Origin of the sequence: uncultured Mailhella sp. (genome assembly GCF_944324995.1) — a bacterium.
Lineage (GTDB): Bacteria > Desulfobacterota > Desulfovibrionia > Desulfovibrionales > Desulfovibrionaceae > Mailhella.
The window spans coordinates 24,466-37,205 of record NZ_CALUYL010000012.1; the positions used below are offsets into that span (position 1 = coordinate 24,466).

Annotated in this window: 12 protein-coding genes and 1 tRNA gene; 12 read left to right on the top strand and 1 reads right to left on the bottom strand. The window is 61.8% G+C overall.

Going from position 1 to position 12,740, the window contains the following annotated elements:
- Positions 1 to 93 precede the first annotated feature (93 nt).
- Positions 94 to 354 carry a HypC/HybG/HupF family hydrogenase formation chaperone gene (locus Q0K02_RS06565; RefSeq protein ID WP_294486374.1) on the bottom strand — a complete coding sequence of 87 codons (261 nt, stop codon included), beginning with the start codon at positions 352 to 354 and terminating at the stop codon, positions 94 to 96.
- A 164-nt stretch (positions 355 to 518) separates the two neighbouring features.
- Here Q0K02_RS06565 and Q0K02_RS06570 point away from each other — a divergent pair, with 164 nt between their 5' ends.
- From Q0K02_RS06570 to Q0K02_RS06625, 12 genes are all read left to right on the top strand, one after another.
- Positions 519 to 1,292, top strand: a complete 774-nt coding sequence (locus Q0K02_RS06570) for an ABC transporter permease (protein WP_294486375.1) — start codon at positions 519 to 521, stop codon at positions 1,290 to 1,292.
- 7 nt (positions 1,293 to 1,299) lie between these two features.
- Positions 1,300 to 2,121: an ATP-binding cassette domain-containing protein gene (locus tag Q0K02_RS06575; protein WP_294486377.1), complete on the top strand. Its 822-nt coding sequence runs from the start codon at positions 1,300 to 1,302 to the stop codon at positions 2,119 to 2,121.
- A 10-nt stretch (positions 2,122 to 2,131) separates the two neighbouring features.
- Positions 2,132 to 2,575 carry an outer membrane lipid asymmetry maintenance protein MlaD gene (mlaD, locus tag Q0K02_RS06580; protein WP_294486382.1) on the top strand — a complete coding sequence of 148 codons (444 nt, stop codon included), beginning with the start codon at positions 2,132 to 2,134 and terminating at the stop codon, positions 2,573 to 2,575.
- On the top strand, positions 2,575 to 3,204 hold the full coding sequence (locus Q0K02_RS06585; RefSeq protein WP_294486385.1) for an ABC transporter substrate-binding protein: 630 nt from the start codon (positions 2,575 to 2,577) through the stop codon (positions 3,202 to 3,204). Before mlaD ends, Q0K02_RS06585 begins: the two co-directional genes overlap by 1 nt.
- On the top strand, positions 3,204 to 4,031 hold the full coding sequence (locus Q0K02_RS06590; protein ID WP_294486388.1) for a VacJ family lipoprotein: 828 nt from the start codon (positions 3,204 to 3,206) through the stop codon (positions 4,029 to 4,031). The genes Q0K02_RS06585 and Q0K02_RS06590 overlap by 1 nt, the downstream gene beginning before the upstream one ends.
- A 14-nt stretch (positions 4,032 to 4,045) precedes the next feature.
- Positions 4,046 to 4,543: a xanthine phosphoribosyltransferase gene (gene gpt / locus Q0K02_RS06595; protein ID WP_294486390.1), complete on the top strand. Its 498-nt coding sequence runs from the start codon at positions 4,046 to 4,048 to the stop codon at positions 4,541 to 4,543.
- Between the two features lie 187 nt (positions 4,544 to 4,730).
- Complete coding sequence (nifJ, locus tag Q0K02_RS06600; protein WP_294486392.1) at positions 4,731 to 8,249, top strand: pyruvate:ferredoxin (flavodoxin) oxidoreductase; 3,519 nt, start codon at positions 4,731 to 4,733, stop codon at positions 8,247 to 8,249.
- A gap of 68 nt (positions 8,250 to 8,317) precedes the next feature.
- Positions 8,318 to 8,404: transfer RNA gene (locus Q0K02_RS06605), tRNA-Leu, on the top strand.
- 393 nt (positions 8,405 to 8,797) lie between these two features.
- A complete protein-coding gene (locus Q0K02_RS06610; protein ID WP_294486394.1) occupies positions 8,798 to 9,568 on the top strand; it encodes an alpha/beta hydrolase-fold protein in 771 nt (256 codons plus the stop codon).
- Between the two features lie 19 nt (positions 9,569 to 9,587).
- Positions 9,588 to 10,352, top strand: coding sequence for an alpha/beta hydrolase-fold protein (locus Q0K02_RS06615; RefSeq protein ID WP_294486396.1), 765 nt, complete (start codon positions 9,588 to 9,590; stop codon positions 10,350 to 10,352).
- A gap of 83 nt (positions 10,353 to 10,435) precedes the next feature.
- Positions 10,436 to 11,632 carry a hypothetical protein gene (locus Q0K02_RS06620; RefSeq protein WP_294486398.1) on the top strand — a complete coding sequence of 399 codons (1,197 nt, stop codon included), beginning with the start codon at positions 10,436 to 10,438 and terminating at the stop codon, positions 11,630 to 11,632.
- A 370-nt stretch (positions 11,633 to 12,002) separates the two neighbouring features.
- Positions 12,003 to 12,536, top strand: coding sequence for a flavodoxin family protein (locus tag Q0K02_RS06625; RefSeq protein WP_294486400.1), 534 nt, complete (start codon positions 12,003 to 12,005; stop codon positions 12,534 to 12,536).
- The last annotated feature ends 204 nt before the right edge of the window (positions 12,537 to 12,740 follow it).

The window sequence follows — 12,740 nt, forward strand, 5'->3', positions numbered from 1 at the left end:
ATCAGCCCCGGAGCGCTGCGGCCCGCCCGGCAAAAAAGGCTGCCCGAGCTTCAAAAACGCCGCGGCTCGCCGGACGCCTGCCGGCGTCAAAACTCAGAGGCGCTCAAGCTCGCGGCCCTCGTTCACCCCGAGAGCCGCAATCTGACGGAAGATGTTGAGCGATTCCTCCGCTTCGGCGGCGTCGAGCGAACGCAGGGCAAAGCCCGCATGCACAATAACGTAGTCGCCGGGCAGGGGAGCCTCCGGCAGAAGAAGGGTGGAAATTTCCATATAATTTTCCCCCTGACCCACCTGAACGCGGGCCTTTCCCTCTTCCGGCACTTCCACGACTCGAACGGGAACGGCAAGACACATAGGTATTCTCCTGAAAAAACTCATATCATGACATGACAATCCTCTCTCATACCCCCGCAGGAAAAATCATGCAAGCGTCCGGCCCCACAACAGGCGCATGCGTTGCCAAAATTCGGGAAATCGGCTAACGTCCCTCTACTTATCCACCGGAGTAAGACAACACTATGAATGAAATCCTTGCACCCGTCCTGAATCTTCTGAACCGCCTCGGAGAGATGGCGCTGTTCCTCTTTGAAGGCTTCAGGCAGGCATACGGCTCCCGACGGCTGTTCGGCAAGATTCTCCAGCAGATATACGTCATCGGGGCGAAATCCATGTTCGTCATCCTGCTCATCGGCCTGTTCACCGGTCTGGTGCTCGGCCTGCAGGCCTTCTACGCCATGTCCATGTTCGGCGCTCAGGGCATGCTCGGCTCCCTGCTCGCCCTCACCCTCATCCGCGAAATGGCCCCCGTGCTCACCGCCGTCATGATCACCGCGAGAGCCGGTTCCGCCATGACCGCGGAAATCGGCGTCATGCGCATTTCCGATCAGATCGACGCCCTCGAAGTCATGGATATCAATCCCACGGGCTATCTCGTCACCCCGCGCCTTCTGGCCTCCCTGTTCACGTTTCCGCTGCTCACCTCCATTTTCACGGTGGTGGGCATCTTCGGCGGCTACCTGTCCGCCTGCGTGCTGCTCGGACTCAACGAAGGCCGCTACTTTTCCGGCATCGAATCCAGCGTCACCATGGACGACGTGCAGGGCTGCTTTCTCAAGGCCGTGGTCTTTGCCGTCATCGTCATCACCGTGTGCTGCTTCCAGGGCTACAACGCCCACAGAAGAAGCGACGGCAAGGGCGCGGAAGCCGTGGGCAACGCCACCACGTCCGCCGTGGTCATGAGCTGCGTGCTCATTCTCATGGCCGACTACGTTCTCACCTCCTTCCTTCTCTGAGGCGCGCATGAATCAGCAAGCCTGGGACATCACCCTTGAACATCTCGACGGCGGCTACGACGGCCGCATCGTGCTGAAGGACTTTTCCGCCGTCATCCCCGCCGGAACCATCACCACCATCCTCGGCGAATCCGGCTGCGGCAAGACCACCCTTCTGCGCCTGCTGCTGGGCCTGAACCGCCCCTATGCGGGCTCCATACGCATCGGCGGGCGCGACGTGTGCAACATGTCGGAAACGCAGTTCCGCAAGATGCGACGCCGCTTCGGCGTGCTCTTTCAGGACGGAGCGCTCATCAGCTCCCTCACCCTCGCCGAAAACGTGGCCCTGCCCCTTGTGGAGCACACGAAACTGCCCAGAAAAACCCTGCGCGAAGCCGCCCTGCGCACCCTGGCTCTCGTGGGTCTGGAAAAGTTCGGCTCCTACTATCCGGGCGAGCTTTCCGGCGGCATGCGCAAGCGCGCAGGCCTCGCCCGGGCCATCGTCACGGAGCCGCCCGTGCTCTTCTGCGACGAACCCACCTCCGGCCTTGATCCCATCACGGCCGCGCAGATGGATCAGCTTCTGCTCGACATGAAGGCCTGCTATCCTTCCATGACCACCGTGGTGGTCACGCACGACCTCGGCAGCGTGGAACACATTGCCGAACACGTGCTCGTGCTGCAAAACGGACGTGCGGCCTTCTCCGGCTCCAAGGAAGAACTTCACGCGTCGCAGGACCCCTATCTGCGCCGTTTTCTCGACCGTAAATTTGAAGAATCCCGCCGCATGGCGGCTCCGCCCCTGGACAGCTCCGTACGCAAGGCGCTGGCCGAATGGCTGGACGATTAACGAGGAACCTATGTCAGCTGCAAAGAACATCGTCATTGGAATATTCGTGGTCATCGGCCTTGTCTGCGTGGCCTATCTCACCATCAAGCTCGGCCGCATGGAAGTGCTCGGCGACAGCGGCTACACCGTGACCGCGCGCTTCTCTTCCGTGGCCGGTCTGCGCGTCGGAGCCAGCGTGGAAATCGCCGGCGTGTCCATCGGCCGGGTGTCCGCCATCCGGCTCGACACCAAGGACTACACCGCCCACGTCGATCTGCACATCAACGAAGGCGTGCCGCTCTCCGAAGACGTCATGGCCTCGGTGAAGACCAGCGGCCTCATCGGCGACAAGTACATCGCCATCACGCCCGGAGGCTCGGAAACCCCGCTCGAACCCGGCAGCCTCATTACCGACACGGAACCCGCCCTTGACCTCGAAGCCCTGATCGGCAAAGTCGTTTTCGGAGGTGTATAATGCGCATCAAAATCTTCCTTCTCTCCCTGGTTCTCTGCGTGCTCGCCGCGGCCCTCCCCGTCCACGCCGCGGACATGACCGCCCGTCAGACCGCCGAGGCCGGCGCCGACCGCATACTCGCCCTGCTCAACGATCCGGCCTTCAAAACGCCGGAAGGCAAGCCCGTCATCCGCAAGAAGATTGAGGACGCCGTGCTTGACCTCTTCGACTTCGAGGAGTTCTCCACCCGTACCGTAGGCCCCACCTGGCGGCAGTTCACGCCCGAGCAGAAACAGCAGTTCAAGGACGCCTTTACCGAACTTCTGCGCAACACCTACATCGACACGCTCGATGAATACAACGGTCAGAAGATCCGCTTCACCGGCGAAATCAGCGCCGGCAACGGCAAGCGCGTGGAAGTGCAGATGGAATTTCTCGCCGATCAGAAGACCTACCCCGTGGCCTTCCGCATGCTGGAAAAGAACAATCGCTGGGTCGTGTACGACGTGCTCATCGAGGGCATCAGCATGATCAAGAACTACCGCGATCAGTTCCGCGACATTCTGACCAAGAACTCCCCGCAGGAACTCATTGAACGCGTGAAGGTCAAGGCCGAAGAACAGAAGAACAAACCCAAGGAAGCCAAGTAATGCGCACCGCAATTTTCGCCGCCCTTTTGGCCCTGGTTCTCGCCTGCGGCACAGGCTGCGCCTCCCGTCAGGAAAACGCTCCCGCCGCGTCGCAGCAGGTTGCCGCTGAAAGCGTCGCGCAGACCACCGACGCCGGCGAAGACTTCGGCGGCCTCGACGACTACGACGACTACAGTGCCGAAGACCTCGCCGCTCAGGATGATCCGCTGGAAGGCTGGAACCGCTTCTGGTTCCACGTGAACGACTGGTTCCTCGAATACATCGTGAAGCCTCTGCACAAGGGCTACGCCTTTATCGTGCCCGAACCCATCCGCAACGGCGTCAGCAATTTTGCGCACAACGTGGCCTTCCCCGTGCGCATGCTCAACAGCCTGCTGCAGGGCGAGTTCGCGCAGGCCGGCGTGGAATTCGACCGTTCCGTGGTGAACTTCATGGTCAGCCTCGGCTTTGCCGACGTGGCCAGTCAGAGCCAGCCGCTCTACCCCTATCACCCCGAAACCGAAAACTTCGACTACACGCTCGGAGTGTGGGGCGTACCCGACGGGCCGTACTTCATCATTCCCTTCCTCGGGCCTTCCACCGTTCGCGGGGCCGTGGGCGAAACCGGCGACGCCTTCATGAAGCCGCAGTACTACGCACTCGACTGGGAAGTGAGCACCGCAAGCAGCGTGTACTTCGCCTTCAACGGCGCCGACGCCCTCTACAAGCCCTACGATCAGATTACCGAATCCGCTCTGGAACCCTATGTGGCCCTGCGCAACGCCTACCTCAACATGCGGAAAAACCGCCTGCAGCGCATGACCTTCTCTTCCAACACTCAGGACTAGCCAGGAGACCTACCGTGGCCAAATCAGACCGTTATCACAAAACCTTCCCCGTAACCTGGGAACAGCTCCACCGCGACGCCAAGGCTCTCTCCTGGCGCCTTCTGGAACGCGGCAAGTTCACCAAAATCGTGGCCGTCACCCGCGGCGGACTCATTCCCGCAGGCATCATCGCCCGCGAGCTCAACATCCGCCACATCGACACCGCCTGCATCATGCTCTACAACTACCGCGAGGAAGGCGATCAGGAAACCGTGCTCAAGAGCGCCGATCCTTCCTTCAACTCGGAAGAGACCCTCGTCATCGACGACCTCGTGGACACCGGCCACACCGCCAAAATTCTGCGCGACATGCTGCCCAAGGCGCATTTCGCCACGCTGTACGCCAAGCCTGCGGGCATCCCCCTCGTGGACAGCTTCGTCACCGAGCTCAGTCAGGACACATGGGTGCTGTTCCCCTGGGATTCCGAAGTGCAGTACACCAAGCCCATCATCGATCTCAAGGAAGGCGACTGAGGCGTTGTCTCCCATCGAAAAAAGGCCGGTTTTACCGGCCTTTTTTTATTTCCGCACGCCGACTTTTCCGGGAAAAGGAATTGACAGCACGCGTCGTCTGTGCTCCCATTCCCCCGTTCGGGGGCAATAACCGTTTTTTCTTCCGACGGGCAGCCGCCCCTCGCCGCCCATAACGAAAAGAGTCATCATGTCCGCAAAACGCATGGTCACCATGGACGGCAACACGGCCGCCGCCCATGTCGCCTATATATTTACCGAAATAGCCGCCATCTATCCCATCACTCCATCCTCCCCCATGGCGGAAAAAACCGATCTCTGGTCCGCCCGCGGACGCCTCAACATGTTCGGTCAGCCCGTGCGTCTCGTGGAAATGCAGTCCGAGGCAGGGGCCGTCGCCGCCGTTCACGGCGCGCTTCAAACCGGCGCACTTGCCACGTCCTTCACCTCGTCGCAGGGACTTTTGCTCATGATTCCGGTGCTGCACCGCATCGCCGGCGAACATCTTCCCTGCGTGCTGCACGTGGCCACGCGCACCGTGGGCACGCATGCCATGTCCATTTTCGGCGATCATTCCGACGTCATGAACTGCCGCCAGACCGGCTTTGCCATGCTTTCCACGGCCAGCGTGCAGGAAGTCATGGACCTCGCCGCCGTGGCCCATCTTTGCGCCGTGCATTCGAGAGTGCCGTTTCTGCACTTTTTCGACGGCTTCCGCACCTCTCACGAGCTGTGCAAGGTGGAGGAAATCGACGACAAGGAACTCGCCGCCCTGCTCGACCGCGACGCGCTGAACGCCTTCCGCGCTCAGGCCCTGAATCCGGAACATCCGCGCATCCGCGGCACGGTGCAGAACGGCGACGTATTCTTCCAGGTGCGGGAAGCCTCCCGCCGCTTCTACGACGCCCTGCCGGACGACGTGGAATCCTGCATGGCAAAGATCAGCGCGCTCACCGGGCGTGAATATCATATCTTCCAGTATTACGGCGATCCTGAGGCCGAAGACGTCATCGTGGCCATGGGCTCCGTGTGCGGCACCATCGAGGAAACCGTGGACGCCCTGCGCGCCTCGGGCCGCAAGGTCGGCCTCGTGCAGGTGCGTCTGTACCGTCCCTTCTCCGCCCGTCATCTTCTCGCAGCGCTCCCTGCACGCGTGCGGCGCATCGCAGTGCTCGACCGCTGCGCCGAAATGGGCTCGGCGGGCGAGCCGCTCTACGAAGACGTGTGCTCCGCGCTCATGGGGGCGGGGCGAGCCGCCCTCGTCGTCGGCGGCCGCTACGGCCTCTCCTCCAAGGATACCGATCCCACCCAGATCCGCGACGTTTTCGACAATCTGCGCCGCCCCGAGCCGCTGAATCATTTTTCCATCGGCATCGTGGACGACGTGACCCATCTTTCCCTGCCGCGCGGCGAAGAGCTCGACACGGACCGGGGCAACATTCTCATGAGCTGCAAGTTCTGGGGCCTCGGTTCCGACGGCACGGTGGGCGCGAACAAGAACACCGTGGACATCATCAACCGCGTCACGCCGCTCTTTGCGCAGGCCTATTTTGAATACGACGCCAAGAAATCCTACGGCCTCACGCGCTCGCATCTGCGCATCGGCAGGGGGCCGGTACGCGCCTCCCGCGCCGTGCGTCATCCGAACATCGTGGCCTGCCATGCGCAAAGCTACGTCGGCCTCTACGACATGGCCGAAGAACTCAAGGAAGGCGGCATCTTCCTGCTCAACTGCACCTGGAAGGAAAGCGAACTCGACGAGCGCCTGCCCGCGCGCTTCCGCAAGACGCTCGCCGAAAAAAAGGCCCGTCTCTTCATCATCGACGCCACGAAGCTGGCGCACGAGCTCGGCCTCGGCCAGCACGTGAACGTCATTCTTCAGGCGGCGTTCTTCCATCTTTCCGGCATCATTCCCGAATCACAGGCCGAAGCCTGCATGGAGGAAGCCGTGCGCAAGACCTACTTCGCCAAGGGCGAAGAGGTGGTGGCGCGCAACATTGCCGCCATCCGCGCGGGATTTAAGAACGTGCGCGAAGCGCCCGTGCCCGAACGCTGGAAGACGCTCGACAACGACGAGCCCGCCCCGCGCGCCGACGCGCCCGCCGTGGTGACCCGTCTGCTTGATCCGCTGAACGCCCAGAAGGGCGACGATCTGCCCGTGAGCGCCTTCCTCGGCTACGAAGACGGACAGATGGACATGGGCCTCACCGCCTGGGAAAAGCGCGACATTGCCGTGCATGTTCCCCGCTGGAGAGCCGAAGCGTGCGTGCAGTGCAACCGCTGCTCCTTCGTGTGCCCGCATGCGGTGATTCGTCCGTATCTTCTTACCGAAGACGAAGCCGCCCGCGCGCCCGAAGGACTGGTGAGCGCTCCGGCCCGGGGCAAGGGAGCCGAAGGGCTCCGCTACACCCTTCTGATAAGCGTGGCCGACTGCACGGGCTGCGGAAGCTGCGTTTCCTGCTGCCCCGCCGCGGGCAAGGCGCTTGCCATGAAGCCGCGGGCCGAGGTGCAGGAAAACCGCAGGCTCTGGAACTACGCCCTCGGCATTGAAGACAAGCGCGTGTTTGCGCCCTTCACCGTGCGCGGCAGTCAGTTCCGGCGGCCGCTGCTGGAATTTTCGGCGGCCTGCGCAGGCTGCGGCGAAACGCCCTACGCCAAGCTCCTTACCCAGCTTTTCGGCACCCGCGTGTACTGGGCCAACGCCACCGGCTGCTCGCAGGCCTGGGGCGCGGCCATGCCCGGCATTCCCTACGCCGTCAACACGCGCGGTCAGGGCCCGGCCTGGTCCAACTGCCTGTTCGAGAACAATGCGGAATTCAGCCTCGGCATGCTGCTCTCCGTGCGTCAGCAGCGCGAGGCCGAACGCGAACGCGTCCGCCGTCTGCTGGAACATCTCCCCGAAGGCCCCGCCGCCTGCGCCGTCCGCCGCTGGCTCGAACTCTTCGACAGCTACGAAGGCTCGGAGGAAGCCTCGGAAAATCTTAAAGCAGAACTTGAACAACTGCCGCAGACCGACGAAGTGCGCGACATTCTCGCCCACGCCGATCAGCTGGTCAAAAAATACTTCTGGATGTTCGGCGGCGACGGCTGGGCCTACGACATCGGCTTCGGCGGCCTCGATCACGTGCTCGCCACAGGAGAGGACATCAACGTGCTCGTGGTGGACACGGAAGTGTATTCCAACACCGGCGGCCAGTCGTCCAAGGCCACGCCGCTCGGCGCGGTGGCGCAGTTCGCCTCCGCGGGCAAGAAGAGCGGCAAGAAGGATCTCGGCGCCATGTTCATGGCCTACGGCAACATCTATGTGGCGCAGGTCTCCATGGGAGCTTCGCCCGAGCAGCTCATGAAGGCGCTCAAGGAAGCCTCGGAATATCCCGGGCCTTCCCTGGTCATCGCCTATGCGCCCTGCACGGCCCACGGCATCCGCGCGGGCATGGCTCATGCGCAGCAGGAAATGAAGCGCGCCGCCGAAAGCGGCTACTGGCCGCTCTACCGCTATCATCCCGACAGACCCGATCCCCTCGTGCTGGACAGCCCCAGACCCGACATGCCCTACGAAGAGTTTCTGAGCGGCGAAAACCGCTACGCCTCGCTCAAACGCACCTTCCCCGAGCGGGCCGACGCCCTGGCCGAAAAGGCCGCCAAAGAAGCCGCGCACCGCTACCTTCGCTACGAACGGCTCGCCGAGGCGCTCCGCCGCGGAAACTGAAAAAAATTTTTCGTTTCCGCAAAAAAAGACTTGCCAAGCCGCGGCAAATTGTCTATCTACATTCCTGCGCCGAAGTGGTGAAATTGGTAGACACGCTAGGTTCAGGGTCTAGTTCCCGTTCGGGAGTAAGAGTTCGAGTCTCTTCTTCGGCACCAGAAGCACGCAAAGTCCGTGAGGTCATCCTCACGGGCTTTTTTATTTTTCTCTTCCGCAGACAAAAACAAGAACCGGGCGTCGGGCTCTTCCATCGCCTGATGGCCGGGCGCTCTTGTGCGCGCCTTTTCCCGGGAGTCTTTGTTCCGGCTTTTTCGCGCGCCGCAACGCTTCCGGCAGACGCAATTGAAATCCGCGGCCCGCTGTGCTAGAGCTTTTTTCAGGGAAATGCGGAAAAACGCGACGCCGATGCGCCGCTTCGTCCGCGCGCGGCCGCACAGCATCATGCCGCCGCCCTCTCCGCCGCATCCGCAGGCGCGGACTTCGCATTTCATGAACACGCGCCGGTCGCGCCGGCATCCGCGCTCGCCCCGCGTCCGCGGAAAGGACGCCTTATGGTCAAAACCTGGAACATTGCCATCCCCGAACTCACCGGCAGGGAAAAACGCCGGGCCTATCTCTACCTTCCCACCATGTACCGGGATCAGCCCCGCCGTCGCTTCCCCGTGCTCTACATGTTCGACGGCCACAACGTCTTCTTCGATTCCCACGCCACCCACGGCAAAAGCTGGGGCCTTTCCGAATACCTCGACTTCTTCGACGTGCCCCTCATCGTGGCCGCCGTGGAATGCAATCATCATCCCGACAACGGCCGCCTCTCCGAATATTCTCCCTACGACTTCTGCGATCCCGAATTCGGCAGCGTCACCGGCCGGGGCGACATCACCATGGAATGGCTCGTGAACACGTTCAAGCCCTCCATCGACCGGCGCTGGCGCACCATTCCCTGGCGCGAGCAGACCTTCATTGCGGGCAGCTCCATGGGCGGCCTCATGAGCCTCTACGCCGTGACGAAGTACAACGAAATCTTCTCCCGCGCGGCGGCGCTTTCCCCCCACATCTGGGCGGACAGAAAAAAGCTGACCGACCTCATCCGCACGGCCCCGCTCTCACCCGACACCGTGGTGTACATGGACTGGGGCTCGGAAGAATTCGGAGGCAACCGCCGCATGGCGCACGATCTGCGCCTCGTGGCCGACGCCATCTTCGACCGCGGCATTCATCTGACCGCGCGCGTGGTTCCCGGCGGCGAACACAGCGAAGCCAGCTGGGAAAAGCAGACGCCCTTCTTCATCGACACCCTCATGTACGGCCTGGACGGCTGACGCCAACTCGGAGGACAGCATGCAGACAAGATACTTCAAGGAATACAGTCCCGCCCTCGGCCGCGACATGGAATGCAAGGTGTACGGTCACGCCGGCCGTCCCATGCTCTTCGTTCCCTGTCAGGACGGCCGCTTCTTCTCTTTTGAAGACTTCCACATGTCCGACACCATGGCCCCGTGGATAGAAGACGGCAGACTCATGGTCATTGCCGTGGACACCATCGATCAGGAAACGTGGTCCAACAAGAGCGGCGATCCGTGGTGGCGCATCCGCCGTCACGAAGCGTGGATGAATCATCTTTTCAACGAAATCGTGCCCTTCGGTCAGCATCTGGCGCGCGTGGCCAACGGCTGGGACGGGCATCCCGGCCTCATCGCCTTCGGATGCAGTCTCGGCGCGCTCCATGCGGCCAACCTGTACCTGCGCCGTCCAGATCTCTTCAACGGGCTGCTGGCGCTTTCGGGCATCTACACGGCGAGCTACGGCTTCGGCTCCTACATGGACGACGTGGTGTACGGCAATTCTCCCGTGGACTACATGGCGAATTTCCCGTCCGACCATCCCTACATTCCTCTGTACAACAGCCAGCGCGCCGCCATCTGCGTGGGCCAGGGAGCGTGGGAACTGCCCGAATCCACGAGGCAGCTCAAGGACATTTTTGAAAGAAAGGGTATTCATCTCTGGGTGGATATCTGGGGACACGACGTCAATCACGACTGGCCGTGGTGGTATCGGCAGGTGGAATACTTTCTGCCGTGGCTGCTCGGCGAACGCGCAGCCTGACATCTGAATTGCAGGGGGATGCCGGATCGGCGCGTCGCCGATCCGTTTCAGAAGGAAGGCGCCGAAAGGAGGATCAAGGCACCATGAAAAACTTTGTGTTCATTTCACCGAATTTTCCCACAAACTACTGGAAGTTCTGCCATCACCTCAAGGCCGACGGCCTGAACGTGCTCGGCATAGGCGATCAGCCCTATGACGAGCTTCTGCCGGAACTTCGGGCCAGCCTCAGCGAATACTACAAGGTGAGCAGTCTGGAAAATTACGATGAAGTGTACCGGGCCATGGGCTTTTTCATCCACAAATACGGCCGCATCGACTGGCTGGAATCGAACAACGAATACTGGCTGGAACGTGACGCCGCCCTCCGCACCGACTTCAACATCACGAGCGGATTCCAGAACAAGGACATTCCCAGCATCCGCTTCAAGTCGGGCATGAAGGAATTCTACCGCCGCGCAGGCATTGCCACGGCGCCCTATCACCTCGTGGACGACAGACAGGGCTGCCTTGACTTCATCGGCCGCGTGGGCTGGCCCGTGGTGGTGAAGCCCGACAACGGCGTGGGCGCGTCCGACACGCGCAAGCTTGCCTCCGAGGCCGACCTCGACGCCTTTCTTGCGCAAAAGAAATCCGGCGTGCCGTACATCATGGAAGAGTTCATCCACGCGGAAATCAATTCCTACGACGCCATCTACAATTCCAAGGGCGAACCGATCTTCGAGACCGGCAACATCACGCCCAAGTCGCTGATGGACGTGGTGAACAACGCCGAAAACGTCATGTACTACATTCTCAAGGATCTGCCCGACGACACCCGCGCCGCCGGACGCGCCACGGCCAAAAGCTTCGGCGTGAAGAGCCGCTTCGTGCACTTTGAATTCTTCCGGCTCACGCAGGATCAGGCAGGCATGGGGAAGAAAGGCGACGTGGTGGCGCTGGAAGTGAACATGCGCCCGAGCGGCGGCTACAGCCCCGACATGATGAACTTCGCGAACAGCACCGACGTGTACAAGATCTGGGCGGACATGATCGCCTTCGACCGCTCCACCCTGCCCGTGGGCGAACACTTCTACTGCGCCTTTGCCGGACGCCGCGACGGATGCGAGTTCCGCCTCTCCCGCGAGGAACTGGAGAAGAAGTACGCCGCAAACATGAAAATGATCGGGCGCATTCCTCCGGCGCTGGCCGACGCCATGGCGGATCAGATGTTCATCGCCACCTTCTCCACCAAGGAAGACATGAACGCCTTCTACGCCGACGCCCTGGCCCCGAAAAACTAGTCGAACCTCCGACCAGAGCCGTTCCGACGACGCACGCCGCCTGCGGAACGCCCCTGTCCGGAGCCGAAATCTTTTCTCCTGTCTGCCGCTTCGACGCGGGCGCCTTCGCCCTCCCTTGTCCGGCCCGGAATCTTTTCTCCGGGCCCACCGTTTCGGCACGGACGCCTTCCACCGTCGGCGAGCGTTTCGGGCAAGAAATAGAAAGAATCGGCTATGGACAGGGGCGGGGAAAAGGCCCACCCTGAGCGTGCCGACTCTCCGATGGTCGGGGAGCGGCGTCCGTCGCCGCGCTGCGGCGCATGCGGACTCCGCTTCGGGAACGAAAGACGCCTCGAAGCGGCCTTCGGCCTTCAACCGCACAGGAAACATCATGAAAGACATCGTCATTATCTCGTCCAGCCCTCGCAAGGGCGGCAATTCCGATCTGCTTTGCGACCAGTTCATGAAAGGCGCGCTCGAAGCCGGGCACAAGGTGGAAAAAATCGCGCTTCGGGAAAAGAATCTGCATCCGTGCATGGGCTGCGGAGCCTGCGAAAAAAGCCGCCGCTGCGTGCAGAAGGACGACATGGCGGCCATTCTCGACAGACTTGTCGAAGCCGACGTCATCGTCATGGCCACGCCCGTGTATTTCTACACCATGAGCGCGCAGATGAAGACGCTCATCGACAGAACCGTGCCCCGCTACACCGAAATTTCGGGCAAGGAATTCTACTTCATCGCCACCGCCGCCGACGGCAACAAAAAGGCGCTGGAACGCACCATCGACGGCTTCCGCGGCTTTACCGACTGCCTGGACGGCGTACAGGAAAAGGGCGTGCTTCTCGCTCCCGGCGTGTGGAAGAAAGGAGAAGTGACCGGCAACGCCGCCATGGAAGAGGCGTTCAACATGGGACGCAACGCCTGAGCGCTTTTCCCAGCAGTCCGCCCGCGCGGCGGAAGAGGATGAACCGTCCTTTTTCCGCCGCATGGGCCGCGCACGACCTGCTTTTTCCTGCGGCATGCCGCCGCACGTTTTCCCCTCCCCGCAAGGCTGCACTCATCGGAAAACGACCGGCGGGAGACGACAAAAGCTGCGTTTTTCCGTACGAGGCCGCGCCTGCGCTCACGA

Coding starts and splice junctions, on each gene's coding strand:
- nifJ (WP_294486392.1), top strand. CDS start 4,731: ATGTCCGCAAAACGCATGGTCACCATGGACGGCAACACGGCCGCCGCC.
- mlaD (WP_294486382.1), top strand. CDS start 2,132: ATGTCAGCTGCAAAGAACATCGTCATTGGAATATTCGTGGTCATCGGC.
- Q0K02_RS06570 (WP_294486375.1), top strand. CDS start 519: ATGAATGAAATCCTTGCACCCGTCCTGAATCTTCTGAACCGCCTCGGA.
- Q0K02_RS06620 (WP_294486398.1), top strand. CDS start 10,436: ATGAAAAACTTTGTGTTCATTTCACCGAATTTTCCCACAAACTACTGG.
- Q0K02_RS06625 (WP_294486400.1), top strand. CDS start 12,003: ATGAAAGACATCGTCATTATCTCGTCCAGCCCTCGCAAGGGCGGCAAT.
- Q0K02_RS06565 (WP_294486374.1), bottom strand. CDS start 354: ATGTGTCTTGCCGTTCCCGTTCGAGTCGTGGAAGTGCCGGAAGAGGGA.
- Q0K02_RS06615 (WP_294486396.1), top strand. CDS start 9,588: ATGCAGACAAGATACTTCAAGGAATACAGTCCCGCCCTCGGCCGCGAC.
- Q0K02_RS06585 (WP_294486385.1), top strand. CDS start 2,575: ATGCGCATCAAAATCTTCCTTCTCTCCCTGGTTCTCTGCGTGCTCGCC.
- Q0K02_RS06610 (WP_294486394.1), top strand. CDS start 8,798: ATGGTCAAAACCTGGAACATTGCCATCCCCGAACTCACCGGCAGGGAA.
- Q0K02_RS06575 (WP_294486377.1), top strand. CDS start 1,300: ATGAATCAGCAAGCCTGGGACATCACCCTTGAACATCTCGACGGCGGC.
- Q0K02_RS06590 (WP_294486388.1), top strand. CDS start 3,204: ATGCGCACCGCAATTTTCGCCGCCCTTTTGGCCCTGGTTCTCGCCTGC.